We start from the raw sequence: 18297 nt of genomic DNA, 5'->3' as shown, positions 1-18297 counted from the left end.
TCAAGCCTCCCTTACGGTGCGCTGTTCGATGCGCTTTTCGTGCTGCCCCTGGATCAGGCGGTGCACATAGATACCGGGCAGGTGGATGTGGTCGGGGTCGAGGCTACCCGTGGGCACGATTTCCTCGACCTCGGCGACGCAGATCCGTCCAGCCATCGCGGCGGGCGGGTTGAAGTTGCGGGCGGTCTTGCGAAAGACGAGGTTGCCGGTTTCGTCGGCCTTCCAAGCCTTGACGATCGACAGATCGGCAACGATGCCGCGCTCGAGGATATAGGTCTCGCCGTCGAAGACCTTCTCTTCCTTGCCCTCGGCCACCTTCGTGCCGACGCCGGTCTTGGTGTAGAAGCCGGGGATGCCCGAGCCGCCCGCGCGCATCCGCTCGGCCAGCGTGCCCTGCGGCGTGAACTCCAGCTCCAGCTCTCCACTGAGATACTGGCGCATGAATTCGGCGTTCTCTCCCACATAGGAGGAGATCATCTTCTTCACCTGCCGCGTCTGCAGCAATTGGCCGATGCCGAAATCATCGACGCCCGCGTTGTTCGAGGCAAAGGTGAGATCCTTGGTGCCTGCGTCGCGGATCGCTGCGATGAGCAGCTCGGGAATGCCGCAAAGGCCGAAGCCCCCGGCCGCGATGAGCATCCCGTCGGACAAAAGCCCGTCGAGCGCCGTGGCGGCATCCGGATATATCTTTTTCATGCGTCTCCCCCTGTTGTCACGGGGGCGAGACTTGCGCCGGGCGGGCGCGAAGTCAATGCGGATGCCGCGCCGCAGCGGGCGGCGCGGCGCTTTGCTTATTCGGCAGCTTCGTCAGGGGCCTTGTCGGCAGCTTCGGCCTTCTTTGCCGCCGTCTTCTTGGCGGGGGCCTTCTTGGCCGCGGTGGTCTTGCTGGCCGTGGCCTTTTTCGCAGCGGGCTTTTTGGCAGCAGGCTTCTTGGCCGCCGCCTTCTTGGCAGGTGCCTTCTTCTTGCCGCCCTTGGCGGCCTTTTCCTCCACCAGCGCGATCGCCTGCTCCAGCGTCACCACCTCGGGCTCCAGATCCTTGGGCAGGGTCGCGTTGACCTTCTCCCATTTCACGTAAGGCCCATACCGCCCTGGCATCACCGAGATCGCGCCGCCCGAGGGATGCTCGCCCAGATCCTTGAGTGCCTTGGCGGCGGCTCCGCGCCCGGCGCGGCCCGCGGCCTTCTGCGCCAGCACCTCGACCGCGCGGTTCATGCCGATCTCGAAGACCTCGTCGACCTCCTTGAGGTTGGCATAAAGCTTGCCGTGCTTGACGAAGGGGCCGAAGCGGCCGAGCCCTGCCTCGACCGGCTCGCCATCCTCGGGGTGGTTGCCCACGAAGCGCGGCAGCGACAGGAGCGTCAGCGCCTTGTCGAGATCCATCGCATCCGCCTGCCAGCCCTTGGGCAGCGAGGCGCGCTGGGGCTTGGGCTGCTCTTCAGTTGGCTCGCCACGCTGCACATAGGGGCCAAAGCGCCCGGTCTTGAGCCAGATGTCGTCGCCGCCATCCTCGCCCAACACCCGGTCGGCCCCGGTGTCGACCCCGTCGCCGCCGATGGGGCGGGTGTAGCGGCACTCGGGATAGTTGCCGCAGCCGACGAAACCGCCCGTGCGCGAGGTCTTCAGGTGCAGCTGACCGGTGCCGCACTGCGGGCACTGTCGCGGATCGGTGCCATCCTCGCGGGGCGGGTAGAGCTGGGGTGCGAGGGCCTCGTCGAGTACGTCGAGCACCTCGGTGATCCGAAGCTCGGAGGTTTCGGCGATGGCCGCCGAGAAGTCGCGCCAGAAGCGGGCGAGCAGCTCCTTGTAATCGGCCTTGCCGGCGGAGACATCGTCGAGCTGTTCTTCGAGCTCGGCGGTGAAGTCGTACTCCACGTAGCGCTTGAAGAAGTTCAGCAGGAAGATCGTGACGATCCGGCCCTTGTCCTGCGGAATCAGCCGGTTCTTGTCCTTGGTGACGTATTCGCGGTCCTGGATCGTGCCGATGACGCTGGCATAGGTCGAGGGGCGTCCGATGCCGAGCTCTTCCATGCGCTTGACCAGCGTCGCCTCGGTGTAGCGCGGCGGCGGCTGGGTGTGATGCTGAAGCGCCAGCACGGCGTCGGGTCCACCAAGCACAGCGGCGTCCTTGTTCTCTTCAGTCGCCTTCGCGAAGGCCGCCTTGAGCGTGCCGGCGGCGAATTTGGCGGCCTCGCCCTGATGGATCTGCGGCAGGCGGCGGTCGTCGTCGCTCTCGACGTCGTCGCGGCCCTCCTCATAAACCTTGAGGAAGCCGTCGAAGAGCACGACCTGACCGGTGGCGCGCAGCATCACCTGCTCGTCACGGCTGCCGATGTCGACGGTGGTACGCTCCATCCGCGCCGCTTCCATCTGGCAGGCAAGGGTGCGCTTCCAGATCAGGTCGTAGAGCTTGCGCTGCTCGGGCTCGAGCCGGGCCAGCTTGCCCGCGTCACGCGACATGTCGGTGGGGCGGATGCACTCGTGCGCCTCTTGCGCGTTCTTGGCCTTGTTCTTGTACATGCGCGGGGATTTAGGGACATAAGCCTCGCCGTAGCGCGACTTGATCTCGTCGCGCGCGGCCATCACCGCCTCGGGCGCCATGTCGATGCCATCGGTCCGCATGTAGGTAATGTACCCCGCCTCGTAGAGGCGCTGGGCCGCCGACATCGTCGCCCGCGCGCCCATGCCGAACTTGCGGCTGGCTTCCTGCTGCAGCGTCGAGGTCATGAAGGGAGCCGAAGGGTTGCGGGAGGCCGGTTTCGCCTCGACCGAAGCCACGGTGAGATCGCGCGAGGCCACGGCCTGCACCGCCATCTCGGCTTGGGTGAAATCGGCGATGTCGAAACGGTCGAGCTTCTGGCCCGCCAGCACGGTGAGCCGTGCCTCGTATTCCTGACCCCGGGGCGTGACGAGTTGCGCCTTCACGCTCCAGTATTCGCAGGGCTTGAACGCCTCGATCTCCATCTCGCGCTCGACGATGAGGCGCAGGCAGACCGACTGCACGCGGCCTGCCGATTTCGCGCCCGGCAGCTTGCGCCACAGCACCGGCGAGAGATTGAAGCCCACGAGGTAGTCGAGCGCGCGGCGCGCCAGATAAGCGTGCACCAGCGGCGCGTCGACCTCACGCGGGTTCTTCATGGCCTCGGTGACCGCGGCCTTGGTGATCGCGTTGAAGACGACGCGGCTGACCGGCGTGTCCTTCTTGAGCACCTTACGGGCGGTCAACGCCTCCTGCAGGTGCCACGAGATCGCTTCTCCTTCGCGATCGGGGTCGGTCGCGAGAATGAGGTTGGGGTCGTTCTTCAGCGCGTCAGCGATGGCCTTGACGTGCTTGCGGCTGTCGGCGCCGATCTCCCAGCGCATGTCGAAATCGTTGTCGGTGTCGACCGACCCGTCCTTGGGGGGCAGGTCGCGAACATGCCCGTAGGAGGCGAGGACGGTATAGTCCGACCCAAGATAAGTGTTGATCGTCTTGGCCTTGGCCGGAGATTCGACGACGACGACTGGCATGGAGAATCCTCGGGTCAGGGGAGGGACGCTTTGGGCGGGCAACATGTGGCGGCCCTTGCTGCATTGTCAATGCGCCCTGTTCCGCTTGCCTTGCCGGGCCCTCATCCCGCCGTTCGCTCAAGGTCGTGGCGCACCAGCAGCCCGCCGGGCTGTCGGCCCACCCGGCCCGACAGTTCCAGATCGACCAGCGCCTGCGACACCCGCGCCGCGGGAAGGCCAAGATCGCGCAGCAGTTGATCCTCGGCCAGCGGGGCGGTGCAGAGGCGGTCGAGGATGCGCGCCGAAAGATCGTCATCGACCCCCTGCGGCGCCTCTTTCGGCGCGGCGGGGGGGGCAGGTTCCTCCGACGTGATGCGTCCTACGAGATCGAGCACGTCCTGCGCCCCGCGCACCAGCGTGGCTCCGTCGCGGATCAGCACGTTGCAGCCCCCGGCGCGGGCGTCGAAAGGATGGCCGGGCACCGCCAGCACCTCGCGTCCCGCCTCAAGGGCCGCGCGCGCCGTGATCAGGCTTCCCGAGCGGGTCGCCGCCTCGACCACCACCACGGCCCGCGACAGGCCCGCGACGATGCGGTTGCGCGCGGGAAAATGACGACCCTGCGGTGCGAGTCCCACGGGCTGCTCCGAGAGGATCAACCCCTCGCGGCCGATATGGGCGGTCAGATCGGCATTGTCGGGCGGTTAGGTCACATCGACCCCGCCAGCCGTTACCGCGATCGTGCCGCGCCGGAGCGCGGCTTCATGCGCCTGCGCGTCAATGCCGCGCGCCAGCCCCGAAACCACGACCCAGCCCGCCTCGGACAGGTCGGCGGCCAGCCTGCGGGCCATGCGAAGCCCCAGCGAAGAGGCGTTGCGTGCGCCCACCATGGCCAGCATCGGGCGGCGCAGAAGGGCCGCGCGGCCCCGCAGCCAAAGCAGCGGCGGCGCGTCGGAGAGAGCGGCGAGGTCGGCGGGATAGAGCGGATCACCATGCACGAGAAGCCGCGCGCTCGCGGCCTTAGCGGCGGCCATCTCGGCGCGCGCGGCCTCGGGCGTGCAGGCGGTGTAATCCTCGATCCCCGCGGCGCGCGCCACGTCGGGCAGCGCGTCGAGGGCCGTGTGGGCCGAGCCGTGTTCGGCCAGCAGACGCCAGTAGGTGGCGATGCCGACACGGCGCGAGCGCAACAGGCGGAGGCGGGACAGCGTGTCCTCTTCCGTGGTGGGTGGGAGTGGGGGGTGAGCGGAAGAAGTCGGGTTCTGGGCCATCCGCGCCTCGCCTGTTGCAGGCTCAGGTCTAGGGCGCTTTGGTTAACAGCGCGTAAACCACGAAGGGCGTCGGACCGGAGTCAGCTCCCCGATCCGCCGACCGTCAGACCACCGATGGTCAGCGAGGGTTGCCCCACGCCCACCGGCACCCATTGGCCGTTCTTGCCACAATTGCCGATGCCCGGATCGAGCGCCAGATCGTTGCCGATGGCGCGGATGTGCTTGAGCGCGGTTGCCCCATCCCCGATCAGGGTCGCGCCCTTGACCGGCGCGCCGATCCGGCCGTTCTTCACGCGGTAGGCCTCGGTGCAGGAGAACACGAACTTGCCCGAGGTGATGTCGACCTGACCGCCGCCGAATCCCACGGCCCAGATCCCGTCCTTGAGATCCGCCACCATCCCTGCTGGGTCGTCCTTGCCCGCCAGCATGTAGGTGTTGGTCATGCGCGGCATCGGCGTGTGGGCAAAGCTTTCGCGCCGCCCGTTGCCGGTTGGGGTCACGCCCATCAGTCGCGCGTTTTGCCGGTCCTGCATATAGCCTACCAGCTTGCCGTCCTCGATGAGCGTGGTGCGATTCGAGGGCGTACCTTCGTCGTCGAAGGTAAGCGAGCCGCGCCGGTCGGGCAGAGTACCGTCGTCGAGCACGGTGACGCCGCGCGCGGCGATCTGGCTGCCCATCAGCCCCGAAAAGGCCGAAGAGCCCTTGCGATTGAAGTCCCCCTCGAGCCCATGACCGATCGCCTCGTGTAGCAGGATGCCGGGCCAGCCGGGGCCGAGCACCACGTCCATGACGCCCGCAGGAGCGGCTTCGGCGTCGAGGTTGACCAGAGCGATGCGGAGTGCCTCGCGCACCACCGGCTCCCAATGGTCGCGGGCCATCAGCCCGTCGAGGCCGAAGCGGCCGCCGCCGCCCATGTTGCCGCTTTCGCGACGGCCGTCCTTTTCGACGATGACGCCGATCGAGATGCGCGCCATCGGGCGGATGTCGGTATAAAGCGCATCCTCGGGCCGCAGGATCGCCACCTCCTGATGCGAGGCCGCAAGGCTCGCGGTGACTTGGACCACCTTGGGGTCGAGCGCGCGGGCAAAGGCGTCGATCTCGCGCAACAGGTCCACTTTCACGCCAAAGGCCGCCCCCGCGATCGGATCGGCATCGGTATAGAGGTGTCGGTTGGTGCGCGCGGGCGCCTCGGCGAGCGTGCCGCCGCCATCGCCCACGGCAAGCCGCGCGGTGGCCACGGCCCGCTTCAGCGCGTGTTCGTCGACGGTGGTGGAGTGGGCGTAGCCCGAGGTTTCGCCACGGACCGCGCGCAGGCCGAACCCCTCGGCCGCGTCGAAGTTGGCGTGGCGCAGCCGGCCATCGTCGAAGCCCAGAACCTCGGAGCGGCGACGCTCGATGAAAAGTTCGCCATCGTCGGCCCCTGCCACGGCCTCGCGCAGCAGGCGCAGCGCGCCGTTGCGGTCGAGATGGGTTGCAAAAGGGTCGAAAGCGGGCTCAGCCTGCGATGAGGACATGCGATGTTCCTTGGATGCCGCGCCGCCGGTGGGCGTCCGTTTGCCGCAACCCGACAGCTTGTTCTGCGCGGCAGTTTATGGGATTAGACCCGCGGACGACAGGGGATTCCGCCCAAGCGGGGGCCTCGGGGCGCCGACTTACGCCACACACGCAAGGTAGAGACATGCACCTCACAAAGCCCCTCGCCGTGCTCGGGACCGCCACAGCCACCCTGATGGCGGGCATGGTCTCGGCACAGGAGCAGATCGCCGAACTGCCGATCATCGGCCGTCCGGTCGACGGGGCCGTGGGCTGGCAGCCCGCCGCCACCAAGCTGGCGCGCGACATCCACTGGCTCGACGGCATGCTGCTCGTCATCATCACCGCCATCACGCTCTTCGTCACGGGCTTGCTGATCTTTGTGATCCTGCGCTACAACCGCAAGTCCAACCCGAAGCCCGCCGAGTTCACCCACAACTCGCCGCTCGAGATCGCATGGACCATCGTGCCGATCGTCATCCTGATCTTCATCGGGGCCTTCTCGCTGCCGGTTCTGTTCGACCAGCAGGAGATCCCCGAGGGCGACGTCCACATCAAGGTCACCGGCTACCAGTGGTACTGGGGCTATGAGTATGTCGACGAAGAGGTCGCCTTCGAAAGCTTCATGATCGGCGCGGGCATGGGCAACCTCAACGCGGAGATCGAAGCCGAACTGGTCGAGGCGGGCTATTCGCGCGACGAATTCAAGCTGGCGACCGACACCGCCGTCGTGGTCCCCGTGGGCGCCACCGTGGTGATGGACGTGACCGGCGCCGACGTGATCCACTCCTGGACCATTCCGGCCTTCGGCGTGAAGCAGGACGCGGTGCCGGGGCGGATCGCCCAGCTGTGGTTCGCCGCCGAGCAGGAAGGCGTCTACTTCGGCCAGTGCTCCGAGCTGTGCGGCAAGGACCACGCCTATATGCCGATCACCGTCAAGGTGGTGAGCCCCGAGGCCTACGAGCAGTGGCTCGCGGGCGCCAAGGAAGAGTTCCCGGCCTGAGCCGGGACGGGAATGACAGGGCCGGGCGCATGAGCGCCCGCCCGACGGAGCGGCTTTGCCGCTTGCCGACATGACGACCGGCCGGGACGCCCCGGCCGCGCCCGCGGGCCAAGCCCCCGCGACCGCGCCACCAGCGACGGCGGATGATGACCGCCGGACGGGAGCCCGCATGACCGATGCCAGCATGACCGACGTGAGCTACAACGGTGCCCCCGAAGCGGGCTTGGGCGATTATTTCGCGCTGCTGAAGCCGCGCGTGATGTCGCTCGTGGTTTTCACCGCGCTGGTGGGCCTTCTCGTGGCCCCGGTTCCGGTGCACCCCTTCCTCGGCTTCGTGGCGATCCTGTGCATCGCCGTGGGTGGCGGCGCCTCGGGTGCCCTCAACATGTGGTGGGACGCCGACATCGACGCGATCATGCGCCGCACCAAGTCGCGCCCGATCCCGTCGGGCAAGACAAGCCCCGGCGATGCGCTGGCGCTGGGCCTGACGCTCTCGGGCTTTTCGGTGGTAGTGCTTTTCCTCGCCGCCGGGCCTCTGGCCGCCGGTCTCCTGGCCTTCACGATTTTCTTTTACGCCGTGGTCTACACGATGTGGCTCAAGCGTTCGACGCCGCAGAACATCGTCATCGGCGGTGCCGCCGGAGCCTTCCCCCCGATGATCGGCTGGGCCGCCGCGACCGGCAACATCGCAATCGAATCCGTACTGATGTTCGCGCTGACCTTCATGTGGACGCCGCCGCACTTCTGGGCGCTGGCGTTGTTCGTAAAGTCCGACTACGGCGATGCGGGCGTGCCGATGCTGACCGAAACCCACGGTCGCCGCTCCACCCGCCGCCACATCCTCGCCTATACGGTGCTGCTGGTGCCTGTGGCGCTGGGCCTTGGTTTCACCTCGATCGGCGGGCCGATCTACCTCGTCATTGCCGCGGCGCTGAACCTCCAGTTCCTGGCAGGCGCGTGGCAACTCTATCGCCGCGACGAAGCTTCGGCCGAGGCCGATGGTTATGCCGCCGAGAAGAAGGTCTTCAAGATCTCGCTCGGCTATCTTTTCCTGCATTTCGGCGCGCTTCTGATCGAGGCGGCGCTGCGTCCCTGGGGCGGCTCCTGGCAGATCCTGTCAGGGCTCATCGGGGCCTGAGGAGACATGTCCATGCGTGTCGAACATGAACTGCATCACCGTCGGAAGGGCCGCAACTTCGGCGTCGGGCTGCTGCTCGTCGGCTTCGTCGCCCTGATCTTCGGTCTCACCGTGGTCAAGACGCTGAGCCTTGGCTCCATCGTCGAGCTGGAAAGCTTCGACCACGTTGCCCGCCCGCAACTGGTGCCACAGGAGACCCCCGCGCAATGACCGATCAGGACCGCAAGCTGCGCCGCACCGCGCTGCAGACGGCGGGCGTGGTCGTCGTGATGGGCGCGTTGGCCTGGGCCTCGGTGCCCTTCTATAGCTGGTTCTGCCGCGTCACCGGCTTTGGCGGGGCCACCTCGGTGGCCGAAGCCGGGTCGGACACCGTGCTCGACCAGAGCATCACCGTGCGCTTCGACGCCTCTCTCGACCGGGGCATGCCGTGGACTTTCAAGCCGGTCGAGCGCCAGATGGAGCTGAAGATCGGCGAGACGGGGCTGGCCTTCTATGAGGCGCACAACCCGACCGACCACCCGGTGGCGGGGCAGGCGGCCTACAACGTCGCCCCCTATGCCGCCGGTGGCTACTTCGAAAAGATCGAGTGCTTCTGCTTCACCGAACAGGTGTTGCAGCCCGGTGAAACGGTGCTGATGCCGGTGAGCTTCTTCGTCGATCCCGCGATCGTCGAGGACCGCGAGGCGAAGTATGTGCACGAGATCACGCTGAGCTACACGTTTTACGAGATCGACCTGCCTCAGGACACGGAGACGGCCGCACTCGCGCCGGGCAACGAGTCTTTGACACGAACCGCCGCTCAGGCGATAGACACGAACTGAACGAAAGGCCCGAGGGATCGACGCAATGGCGCATGAGAAGAACCACGACTACCACATCCTGGCCCCGTCCATCTGGCCGTTCATTGCCGCAATCGGCGCCTTCGCGATGCTGTTCGGCGCCGTGACCTGGATGCACGGCTCCGGGCCGTGGCTGTTCCTGATCGGTCTCGCGGCCGTTTTGTACACCATGTACGGCTGGTGGGCCGACGTCGTCGGCGAAAGCCGCGTCGGCGATCATACCCCGGTGGTGCGGATCGGCCTGCGCTATGGCTTCATCTTTTTCATCATGTCCGAAGTCATGTTCTTCGTGGCGTGGTTCTGGGCCTTCTTCAAGAACGCGCTCTATCCCATGGGGCCGCAAAGCCCGATGGTCGACGGCGTCTGGCCGCCCGAAGGCATCGCGACCTTCGACCCGTGGCACCTGCCGCTGATCAACACGCTGATCCTGCTGTGCTCGGGTGCGGCGGCGACTTGGGCGCACCACGCGCTGGTTCACGAGAACAACCGCAAAGACATGCGCAACGGTCTGGCCATCGCGATCGGCCTCGGCCTGATCTTCACCGCCTTCCAGGCGCTGGAGTACTGGGAAGCGCCCTTCACCTTCGGCGGCAACGTCTATGGCGGCGTGTTCTTCATGGCGACGGGCTTTCATGGCTTCCATGTGATCATCGGCACGATCTTCCTCGCCATCTGCCTGATCCGTCTGCAGCGCGGCGATTTCACCCCCGAGAAGCACGTGGGCTTCGAGGCGGCCGCATGGTACTGGCACTTCGTTGACGTGGTCTGGCTGTTCCTGTTCCTGGCGATCTACGTCTGGGGCAGCTGATCCGGCAGGGCGCTTGCGCCCGACCGACCATAGCCCACCGAATATGGACGCGCGGGCCCTCTCGCGCGTCCTATCCGTTTCTGGAGACACGATGCGCCGAACGATCTTTCCGCTGCTCATGGGCCTCATCGGCTGCGCCATCCTGATCGGTCTGGGCGTCTGGCAGCTTCAGCGCCTGTCATGGAAATCGGCGATCCTCGCGGATCTCGACGCGCGCATCCTCGCCGCGCCCGTGCCGCTCTCGGGCCTCGACACCGCCGATCCACAAGCGCAACGCTATCTACCGGTGGTGGCCCAAGGTCGCCTGACAGGCGAGGAACTGCACGTCCTCAGCGCCGCCGACGGGCCGGGCTACCGGGTCATCGGCGTGCTCGACACCGAACAGCGGCGGGTGATGGTGGATCTGGGCTTCGTGCCGCTGGGGGCCAAGGATCTTGGGCGGGGGGCACTCGAGGTGATGGTCACCGGCAACCTGCACTGGCCCCAGGAGGTCGACGACTGGACCCCGCCGCCCGACATGGCCGCCAACATCTGGTACGCTCGCGACGTGGTCCCGATGGCCGCCGCCTTGGGTACCGCGCCCTTGATGATCGTGGCCCGGCGGGTCACTCCCGACCGGGGTACGGCCCCCATGCCGCTTGACAGCGCCGCCGTCCCGAACGACCACCTCGGCTATGCGATCACCTGGTTTTCGCTGGCGGCCGTCTGGGCCGCGATGACCGGCTTTTTCCTGTGGCGCGGCCGCCGCGCCACGCCCTGACTTCGAAGGACCGACCCATGCGCTACGTCTCCACACGGGGCCAGGCCCCGAGCCTCTCCTTCGAGGAAGCGATGCTCACCGGGCTTGCCCGCGACGGCGGCCTCTACGTCCCCGAGACGGTGCCGATGTTCAACCGCGCCGAGATCGCGGCGCTGGCGGGCCAGCGCTACGAGGAGGTGGCCTTTCGCGTGATGCGCCCCTTCATCGGCGACGCCTTCACCGAGGACGAGTTTCGCGCCCTGATCGCCAAGGCCTATTCGAGCTTTGCCCACCCGGCGCGCGCGCCGCTCAAGCAGCTTGGCCCGAACCATCACCTGCTGGAGCTGTTCCACGGGCCAACGCTGGCCTTCAAGGACTTTGCCATGCAGCTGATCGGCCAGCTGTTCCAGGCTTCGCTGGAGCGGTCGGGCGAACGCATCACCATCGTCGGCGCCACCTCCGGCGACACCGGCTCGGCGGCGATCGAGGCGTTCCGGGGCCTTGCCAACGTGGACGTGGTGATCCTGTTCCCGCACGAGCGGGTCTCAGAAGTGCAGCGCCGTCAGATGACGACGCCCGCCGAGAGCAACGTGCACACCCTCGCGGTGACAGGCGATTTCGACGACTGTCAGGCCGCTCTCAAGGATATGTTCAACGACTTCGCCTTCCGCGACGAGGTGCGGCTCGCGGGCGTGAACTCGATCAATTGGGGCCGGGTGCTGGCGCAGGTGGTGTATTACTTCACCGCCGCGACCACGCTTGGCGCGCCGGATCGCGAAGTGGATTTCACCGTGCCGACCGGCAACTTCGGCGACATCTACGCGGGCGATATCGCGCGCCGCATGGGGCTTACGATCGGGCGGCTGGTGATCGCGACCAACCGCAACGACATCCTGCACCGCACGATCGAAAGCGGCGAGCATCGCAAGGCCGGCGTCACCCCCACCATCAGCCCCTCGATGGACATCCAGGTCTCCTCGAACTTCGAGCGCGCGCTTTGGGATGCCTACGGGCGGGACGGCGCCGCGGTGGCCCAGCTCATGGACGAGTTGAAGGAGCAGGGCGGTTTCGACGTGAGCCAAGGTGCGATCGGGCGGCTGCGCGACAGCTTCGCTTCGGGCCGCGCCTCCGAGGAGGAGACCCGCGAGACGATCCGCCGCATCCACGCCGAAACCGGCGAGCTGCTCTGCCCGCATTCGGCCGTCGGCGTGCATGTGGCCGAGGCGCATATGGGTCACAACCCGATGGTGACGCTTGCCACTGCGCATCCGGCCAAGTTCCCCGACGCGGTTGAGGCCGCGACCACGATCCGGCCGCCCCTTCCCACCCGCATGGCGGGGCTGTATGACCGGCCCGAGCGGGTGACGCGGGTCGAGAACGACCTCGCCGCCCTGCAATCCATCATTCGGGAGAAGATCGCACGGTGAGTGTCCAGCTCCACACCCTTTCCAACGGCTTTCGCATCGCCACCGAGCGTATGCCCGGTCTCCAGTCCGCCTCGATCGGCATCTGGGTGCTGGCCGGTGGTCGCCACGAGACCGCCGACCAGAACGGCATCGCGCATTTTCTGGAACATATGGCGTTCAAGGGCACGAGCACCCGTTCCGCGCTTCAGATCGCCGAGGCGATCGAGGATGTGGGGGGCTACATCAACGCCTATACCTCGCGCGAGATGACCGCTTATTACGCGCGCGTGCTGGGTCAGGACGTGCCGCTGGCGCTCGACGTGATCTCGGACATCCTGCTGAACCCGGTCTTCTCGCCTGAGGAAATCGAGGTCGAGCGCGGCGTGATCCTGCAAGAGATCGGTCAGGCGCTCGACACGCCCGACGACATCATCTTCGACTGGCTTCAGGAAGAGGCCTATCCCGACCAGCCGTTGGGCCGCACCATTCTCGGTCCGGCCGAGCGTGTCTCGAAGTTCAGCCGTGCCGATCTGGCAGAGTTCACCCGCTCGCATTATGGCCCCGGCCAGCTGATCCTGTCGGCGGCGGGTGATGTGGACCACGACGAGATCGTGCGCACCGCCGAGCGGCTATTTGGGGGTCTCGCCCCGCGCGTCACGGCACCGATCCAGCCGCCCGCGCGGTTCCTGGGTGGCGAAAAGCGCGTAATCAAACCGCTCGAGCAGGTGCATTTCGCGATGGCGCTCGAAGGACCAGACTACCGCGATCCCGCGATCTATACCGCGCAGATCTATGCCACCGCTCTGGGCGGCGGCATGTCCTCTCGTTTGTTCCAGAAGATCCGCGAAGATCGGGGCCTGTGCTACACCATCTTCGCGCAGGCCGGAGCCTATGAGGACACCGGTATGACCACGATCTATGCCGGCACCTCGGCCGAGGAGATCGGCGATCTGGCGCGGATCACCATGGATGAGATGAAGCGCGCGGCGCATGACATGTCGGAGGCCGAGGTGGCTCGCGCCCGCGCCCAGATGAAGGCCGGGATGCTGATGGGGCTTGAGAGCCCGTCGAACCGGGCCGAGCGTCTGGCGCGGATGCTGGCGATCTGGGGCCGGGTGCCCGGCGTCGAGGAGGCGGTCGAGAAGATCGACGCCGTCACCGTCGAGGCCGTGCGCGAATTTGCCGCCCACGCGGCGGGCGGCGCTGGCAGCGCGCTGGCGCTCTACGGTCCGGCCGAGAACGCGCCGCATCTCGAAGAGCTGAAGGAAAGGCTCGCCGCCTGATGCTCGGCCAGCGTCGGCGGGTCCAGATCGAGACGGAACGGCTGACGCTGCGACCGCCTGTGCATGGCGATTTTCGCGCCTGGGCGGCGCTGCGCGAGGATTCGGCCGAGTTCCTGACCCGGTGGGAGCCGACCTGGGCCAAGGATCACCTGACCCGCCGCGCCTTTACCAACCGCGTCTACTGGGCGCAGCGCTCGATCAGCCAGAACACCGCACTGCCGCTGTTTTTGATCCGCCGCGCCGACGATATGCTGCTCGGGGCTATCACCCTCGACAATATCCGGCGCGGCCCGGCGCAGGCGGGCACGACCGGCTACTGGGTCGGCGCGCCCTTCGCGCGCATGGGCTATATGCGCGAAGCGGTGCAGGCTGTGGTACACCACGCTTTCACCACCATGGACCTCAGCCGCATCGAGGCGGGTTGTCTGCCCGAGAACACTCCGTCGCGTCGGCTTCTGGAACGCTGCGGCTACAAATACGAAGGCGTTGCGCAAAGCTACCTGCAGATCGACGGGCGCTGGCGTAACCATGTGCTTTACGCCAATCTGCGCGCCGACCGGCGCGGCCGCACCGAAACCGGTTAGGCCCGGATCGGCCAAGGGAGGCCCCCCATGCTCAACCCCGCCACACCCGACTTCCTCGACATGTTGCGAGACCGCCTGCCAAGGGAGGCGTTCCGCGAAGCGGGGCCCGAGCATCTCGAAGAGCCGCGCGGACGCTACCGGGGGCAGGGACTGCTTCTGGCACCCGGCTCGACCGAGGAGGTCGCGACGATCCTCAAGGCCTGTCACGCAGCGCGCATCGGCTTGGTGCCGCATAGCGGTGGCACCGGTCTTGTGGGCGGGCAGGTGATGCAGGGCGGCGTCGCCCCGGTGATCCTGTCGCTGGCACGGATGACTGCGATCCGAGAAGTCTATCCTTCGGAGAACGTCATGGTGGCTGAGGCGGGCGCGATCCTCGCCGACGTGCAGGCCGCGGCCCGCGACGCGGGGCGGATGTTCCCGCTCTCACTCGCCTCCGAAGGCTCGGCCCGGATCGGCGGGCTGCTTTCGACCAACGCGGGCGGGCTCAATGTGCTGCGCTATGGCAACGCACGCGCGCAGTGCCTTGGGCTCGAGGTGGTGACGGCGCAGGGAGAGGTCTGGCACGGGCTGACGCGGCTCTTCAAGGACAACACCGGTTATGATCTGCGCGACCTGATGATCGGCGCCGAAGGCACGCTGGGCATCATCACCGCCGCCGCGCTGAAGATGGCCCCGGTGCCCGCAGCCTCCGGCACGGCGCTGTTTCAGGTGGCCTCGCCACGTGCGGCGCTCGATCTGCTGGCGCTCGCCCGCGACCGGGTGGGCGACAACGTCACCGCCTTCGAGCTGATGCATCGGCAGGGGCCGGAGTTTCTGATCGAGGCGGGTCTCGATGCGCGGGTGCCGCTCGATCCGTTGCCCGAATGGATGGTGTTGGTGGAGCTTGGCCTGCCCGAGGGGCTGCGGCCCGAGGACAACCTGACCGCGATTTTTGAGGCGGCGGTTGACCAGGGGCTCTCAGATGACGGTGTTATCGCCTCGTCCGAGGCGCAGGCCGAGGCGCTCTGGGCGATCCGCGAGACGATCCCCGAGGCCAACCGTCGCATCGGCTCGATCTCCTCACATGACATCTCGGTGCCGCTCTCGGCGCTGCCCGAGTTCATCGAACGGGGCGGTGCCGCGCTGCGCACTTTGGGAGATGTGCGGATCAATTGCTTTGGCCATCTCGGCGACGGCAACCTGCATTATAACGTGTTCCCGCCAAAAGGTCGGGATCGGAAGGACTTCGAGGATATCCGCGGGCGCGTGAAGGAAATCGTCCACGACCTCGCCCATGGCTTCGGCGGTTCGGTCAGCGCCGAGCACGGCATCGGGCGGCTCAAGGTCGGGGATCTGGAACGCTATGGCGATCCGGTCAAGCTATCGATGATGCGGGCGATCAAATCGGCGCTCGATCCGAACGGCATACTCAATCCGGGGGCGGTGCTGCGCGGTTGACCCCAGACAAGCGAATGGCCGCATCGCTGCGGCCATTCGGGTCACGCGTGTGACCGGGGTTTCATTGAACGGTTTCAGATATCGTCGCCCAGAGCGCCCTTGATGGAGCCGGAGACATTCTGGGCCGTGCCGCGTGCCTTCTGGGCTTTGCCCTCGGACCGCAGCTGCTCGTCACCTGTCGCCTCACCGACGGCATCCTTGGCGGAGCCGGCGGCCTTGTTGGCGGCAGCCTTCGTCTTGTCGATGAACTCACCCATAGGCACATCCTTGCGCTACGCGGGCTGACGGTGATCGTCTTGGCCCCGCTCTATAGATGACAAACGAGCAGGGCTGAACTTGGTTGCCTTGGCAGGAACAGGGGGGCGATCAACTCCGCGCGATTGCCAGAGCCTCAGGCCCCCTCGTAGCCACAAAGCGCCTCGACCCGCTGACCCAGACCCTCAAGCCGTTTGCGGCCACCCAGATCCTTGAGATCGATCACGAAAGCGCAGGCCACGACATCCGCGCCCAACCGTTCAATCAGCCGAATGCCTGCTTCGGCCGTACCACCGGTGGCGAGCAGGTCGTCGACCAAAAGCACCTTCTGGCCCGCGTGCAGCGCATCGTCGTGCATCTCGACCACGGCCTCACCGTATTCCAGCGTGTAGGCCTGCTCGATGGTGCGGCCTGGCAGCTTGCCCTTCTTGCGGATCGGCACAAAGCCGGTGCCAAGGCGGTCGGCCAGCGCGCCACCCAAGATGAAGCCGCGCGCCTCCAGCCCGGCGACCGTGTCGATCTCCAGCCCTTCGCAGGCCTTGACCAGCCCCTCGATGGCGAGGCGCAGCCCATCGCGGTCGGCAAATAGCGTCGTCACGTCCCGAAACAGGATCCCCTCGTGCGGGAAATCGGGGATGGTGCGGATGTAGTCGGTCACATGGGCCATGACGGCTCCTTGCTGGGGGGCCGAGGCGCGCGGCCCGGCGTCAGGTCTGATGCCCGCGAAGCAGGCGGCGCGTTGATAATGCGCGCGCGCCCCGTTGCGAAGCCCGATTCGGGGAAACGGCGCGTTTGCGGGTTCCGTAGAGGGACGGCGTGGGCTATGCCCGCACCGCAGCCCGAACACCCAGCATGCGAAAGTGAGCCGATGAGCCGATCTCCCCTGGCCGTGGTAGCCAATGCCGTTTCCTCCGAGAACGCCCCGGCGTTGCCGAGTTCGGCCGCCGACTACAAGACCGAGATCCTGTCGGGCCTCACCGTGGCGCTGGCCCTCGTGCCCGAAGCCGTGGCCTTTGCCTTCGTGGCGGGGGTGAACCCGCTTGTCGGCCTCTATGCGGCCTTTCTCGTCGGCATCATCACCGCGCTGATCGGCGGGCGTCCCGGCATGATCTCGGGCGCCACCGGCGCGCTCGCGGTCGTGATGGTCAGCCTCGTGGCCGAACACGGTGTCGAGTATCTCTTTGCCACCGTGGTGCTCATGGGCATCTTCCAGGTGCTTGCTGGCATCTTCAAGCTGGGCAAGTTTATGCGCCTCGTGCCGCACCCGGTGATGCTCGGCTTCGTCAACGGCCTCGCCATCGTCATCGGCCTGTCGCAGCTCGAGCAGTTCCACGATCCGGCGACGGGCGGCTTTCTCTCGGGAGGGCGTCTGATCCTGATGCTGGGCCTCGTGGCGCTCACCATGTTCATCATCTGGGTCATGCCGCGTCTCACCCGCGCGATCCCCGCTCCTCTTGCCGCCATCGGCATCGTCGCGGCGATCGTCATCGGCTTTGGCTTGCCGGTGCCGCGCGTCGGCGATCTGGCGCAGATTTCGGGCGGGCTGCCAGAGTTCTCGGTGCCGACCGTGCCATTCAACTTCGACACCTTCGTCATCATCCTGCCCTACGCCCTCATCCTCGCCGCTATCGGCCTGATCGAGAGCCTGCTGACGCTCAACCTCGTCTCCGAGATCACCGGCAAGCGCGGCGGCGCCAGCCAGGAATGCGTGGCCCAAGGCATCGCCAACGTCGTCACCGGCTTCTTCGGCGGCATGGGCGGTTGCGCCATGATCGGCCAGTCGATGATCAACGTCTCCTCGGGTGGGCGCACCCGCCTCGCCGCTGCCGCGGCGGCTCTGTTCCTGCTGAGCTTCATCTTGTTCGGGGCGCCGGTGATCGAGCAGATCCCGCTCGCCGCCCTCGTAGGCGTGATGTTCATGGTGGTGATCGGCACCTTCGCCTGGAACACCTTCCGCGTGATGCGCCGGGTGCCGCGCGTTGATGCCGTCGTCATCGTTCTGGTGACCGTCATCACCGTGTTCACCGACCTCGCCACCGCCGTCGTCGCGGGCGTCATCGTCTCGGCATTGGCCTATGCGTGGCAGAACGCCACCCGCATCGGCGCGCGCACCTTCCGTACCGAGGATGGCGCCAAGGTCTACAAGGTTCAGGGTCCGTTGTTCTTTGGCTCGACCGAAGGCTTTTCCCAGTTGTTCCAAGTCGAGAGCGACCCCGACCACGTCATCGTCGACTTCGAGCACAGCCGGGTCGCCGATCAGTCGGCGCTGGCCGCGATCGAAGGCATGTCGGACCGCTACACCGCGGCAGGCAAGCGGCTGGTGCTGCGGCATCTCTCGCCCGACTGCCACGCGCTGCTGCGCCGCGCCGGTCAGCTCGTGGTCGAGAGCGACGATGATCCGAGCTACGGCGTCGCGGTGGATTACGATGTTCAGCCGGGCGCTCTGGGCGGCGGGCACTGAAAAGCCCCGGTGGCGGGCCCGGACCGGACCATGCGCCATGAGTATTTCAAGAGTAAAG

Annotated in this window: 16 protein-coding genes and 1 pseudogene; 11 read left to right on the top strand and 6 right to left on the bottom strand. The window is 66.8% G+C overall.

Annotated features, from left to right (window positions below):
* The 4 genes and pseudogenes from AADJ02_RS05340 to tldD form a co-directional block, all read right to left on the bottom strand.
* Positions 1–696 carry a CoA transferase subunit A gene (locus AADJ02_RS05340; RefSeq protein ID WP_341211962.1) on the bottom strand — a complete coding sequence of 232 codons (696 nt, stop codon included), beginning with the start codon at positions 694–696 and terminating at the stop codon, positions 1–3.
* A gap of 95 nt (positions 697–791) precedes the next feature.
* Positions 792–3509 (bottom strand): type I DNA topoisomerase, encoded by a 2718-nt coding sequence (topA, locus tag AADJ02_RS05335; RefSeq protein ID WP_341211961.1) that lies wholly within the window; start codon positions 3507–3509, stop codon positions 792–794.
* Positions 3510–3610: 101 nt separating this feature from the next.
* A pseudogene (gene dprA / locus AADJ02_RS05330) lies at positions 3611–4753 on the bottom strand (DNA-processing protein DprA).
* Between the two features lie 80 nt (positions 4754–4833).
* On the bottom strand, positions 4834–6267 hold the full coding sequence (gene tldD / locus AADJ02_RS05325; protein ID WP_341211960.1) for a metalloprotease TldD: 1434 nt from the start codon (positions 6265–6267) through the stop codon (positions 4834–4836).
* Positions 6268–6431: 164 nt separating this feature from the next.
* Between tldD and coxB the strand changes: the two genes are divergently transcribed.
* The 10 genes from coxB to AADJ02_RS05275 all read left to right on the top strand — a co-directional run bounded on the left by coxB (position 6432) and on the right by AADJ02_RS05275 (position 15523).
* The gene (gene coxB / locus AADJ02_RS05320; protein WP_341211959.1) at positions 6432–7289 is read left to right on the top strand and encodes a cytochrome c oxidase subunit II; all 858 of its coding nucleotides are present in this window, start codon (positions 6432–6434) and stop codon (positions 7287–7289) included.
* A 169-nt stretch (positions 7290–7458) separates the two neighbouring features.
* Positions 7459–8427, top strand: coding sequence for a heme o synthase (cyoE, locus tag AADJ02_RS05315; RefSeq protein WP_341211958.1), 969 nt, complete (start codon positions 7459–7461; stop codon positions 8425–8427).
* Positions 8428–8433: 6 nt separating this feature from the next.
* Positions 8434–8637 carry a hypothetical protein gene (locus tag AADJ02_RS05310; protein WP_341211957.1) on the top strand — a complete coding sequence of 68 codons (204 nt, stop codon included), beginning with the start codon at positions 8434–8436 and terminating at the stop codon, positions 8635–8637.
* The gene (locus AADJ02_RS05305; protein WP_341211956.1) at positions 8634–9248 is read left to right on the top strand and encodes a cytochrome c oxidase assembly protein; all 615 of its coding nucleotides are present in this window, start codon (positions 8634–8636) and stop codon (positions 9246–9248) included. Before AADJ02_RS05310 ends, AADJ02_RS05305 begins: the two co-directional genes overlap by 4 nt.
* Before the next feature lie 25 nt (positions 9249–9273).
* On the top strand, positions 9274–10074 hold the full coding sequence (locus AADJ02_RS05300) for a cytochrome c oxidase subunit 3 (protein WP_341211955.1): 801 nt from the start codon (positions 9274–9276) through the stop codon (positions 10072–10074).
* 91 nt (positions 10075–10165) lie between these two features.
* Complete coding sequence (locus tag AADJ02_RS05295) at positions 10166–10834, top strand: SURF1 family protein (protein ID WP_341211954.1); 669 nt, start codon at positions 10166–10168, stop codon at positions 10832–10834.
* A 17-nt stretch (positions 10835–10851) separates the two neighbouring features.
* Complete coding sequence (gene thrC / locus AADJ02_RS05290; protein WP_341211953.1) at positions 10852–12240, top strand: threonine synthase; 1389 nt, start codon at positions 10852–10854, stop codon at positions 12238–12240.
* On the top strand, positions 12237–13502 hold the full coding sequence (locus AADJ02_RS05285) for a pitrilysin family protein (RefSeq protein ID WP_341211952.1): 1266 nt from the start codon (positions 12237–12239) through the stop codon (positions 13500–13502). The genes thrC and AADJ02_RS05285 overlap by 4 nt, the downstream gene beginning before the upstream one ends.
* Positions 13502–14086, top strand: a complete 585-nt coding sequence (locus AADJ02_RS05280; RefSeq protein ID WP_341211951.1) for a GNAT family protein — start codon at positions 13502–13504, stop codon at positions 14084–14086. The genes AADJ02_RS05285 and AADJ02_RS05280 overlap by 1 nt, the downstream gene beginning before the upstream one ends.
* A 27-nt stretch (positions 14087–14113) precedes the next feature.
* A complete protein-coding gene (locus AADJ02_RS05275) occupies positions 14114–15523 on the top strand; it encodes an FAD-binding oxidoreductase (protein WP_341211950.1) in 1410 nt (469 codons plus the stop codon).
* Positions 15524–15597: 74 nt separating this feature from the next.
* Here AADJ02_RS05275 and AADJ02_RS05270 read toward each other — a convergent pair whose 3' ends face one another.
* Together AADJ02_RS05270 and AADJ02_RS05265 are read right to left on the bottom strand one after the other, a co-directional pair.
* Complete coding sequence (locus AADJ02_RS05270) at positions 15598–15780, bottom strand: CsbD family protein (RefSeq protein WP_341211949.1); 183 nt, start codon at positions 15778–15780, stop codon at positions 15598–15600.
* A 134-nt stretch (positions 15781–15914) separates the two neighbouring features.
* Positions 15915–16445: an adenine phosphoribosyltransferase gene (locus AADJ02_RS05265; RefSeq protein WP_341211948.1), complete on the bottom strand. Its 531-nt coding sequence runs from the start codon at positions 16443–16445 to the stop codon at positions 15915–15917.
* A gap of 201 nt (positions 16446–16646) precedes the next feature.
* Between AADJ02_RS05265 and AADJ02_RS05260 the strand changes: the two genes are divergently transcribed.
* The gene (locus AADJ02_RS05260) at positions 16647–18239 is read left to right on the top strand and encodes a SulP family inorganic anion transporter (protein WP_341211947.1); all 1593 of its coding nucleotides are present in this window, start codon (positions 16647–16649) and stop codon (positions 18237–18239) included.
* The last annotated feature ends 58 nt before the right edge of the window (positions 18240–18297 follow it).

The sequence above is a fragment of the uncultured Limimaricola sp. genome (genome assembly GCF_964022235.1).
Lineage (GTDB): Bacteria > Pseudomonadota > Alphaproteobacteria > Rhodobacterales > Rhodobacteraceae > Limimaricola.
This window is presented reverse-complemented; position numbering and strand designations above follow the sequence as displayed.

Bases quoted from the DNA above. Each gene is read 5' to 3' on its own strand.
- AADJ02_RS05340 (WP_341211962.1), bottom strand. From the start codon at position 696: ATGAAAAAGATATATCCGGATGCCGCCACGGCGCTCGACGGGCTTTTG.
- topA (WP_341211961.1), bottom strand. From the start codon at position 3,509: ATGCCAGTCGTCGTCGTCGAATCTCCGGCCAAGGCCAAGACGATCAAC.
- tldD (WP_341211960.1), bottom strand. From the start codon at position 6,267: ATGTCCTCATCGCAGGCTGAGCCCGCTTTCGACCCTTTTGCAACCCAT.
- coxB (WP_341211959.1), top strand. From the start codon at position 6,432: ATGCACCTCACAAAGCCCCTCGCCGTGCTCGGGACCGCCACAGCCACC.
- cyoE (WP_341211958.1), top strand. From the start codon at position 7,459: ATGACCGATGCCAGCATGACCGACGTGAGCTACAACGGTGCCCCCGAA.
- AADJ02_RS05310 (WP_341211957.1), top strand. From the start codon at position 8,434: ATGTCCATGCGTGTCGAACATGAACTGCATCACCGTCGGAAGGGCCGC.
- AADJ02_RS05305 (WP_341211956.1), top strand. From the start codon at position 8,634: ATGACCGATCAGGACCGCAAGCTGCGCCGCACCGCGCTGCAGACGGCG.
- AADJ02_RS05300 (WP_341211955.1), top strand. From the start codon at position 9,274: ATGGCGCATGAGAAGAACCACGACTACCACATCCTGGCCCCGTCCATC.
- AADJ02_RS05295 (WP_341211954.1), top strand. From the start codon at position 10,166: ATGCGCCGAACGATCTTTCCGCTGCTCATGGGCCTCATCGGCTGCGCC.
- thrC (WP_341211953.1), top strand. From the start codon at position 10,852: ATGCGCTACGTCTCCACACGGGGCCAGGCCCCGAGCCTCTCCTTCGAG.
- AADJ02_RS05280 (WP_341211951.1), top strand. From the start codon at position 13,502: ATGCTCGGCCAGCGTCGGCGGGTCCAGATCGAGACGGAACGGCTGACG.
- AADJ02_RS05275 (WP_341211950.1), top strand. From the start codon at position 14,114: ATGCTCAACCCCGCCACACCCGACTTCCTCGACATGTTGCGAGACCGC.
- AADJ02_RS05270 (WP_341211949.1), bottom strand. From the start codon at position 15,780: ATGGGTGAGTTCATCGACAAGACGAAGGCTGCCGCCAACAAGGCCGCC.
- AADJ02_RS05265 (WP_341211948.1), bottom strand. From the start codon at position 16,445: ATGGCCCATGTGACCGACTACATCCGCACCATCCCCGATTTCCCGCAC.
- AADJ02_RS05260 (WP_341211947.1), top strand. From the start codon at position 16,647: ATGAGCCGATCTCCCCTGGCCGTGGTAGCCAATGCCGTTTCCTCCGAG.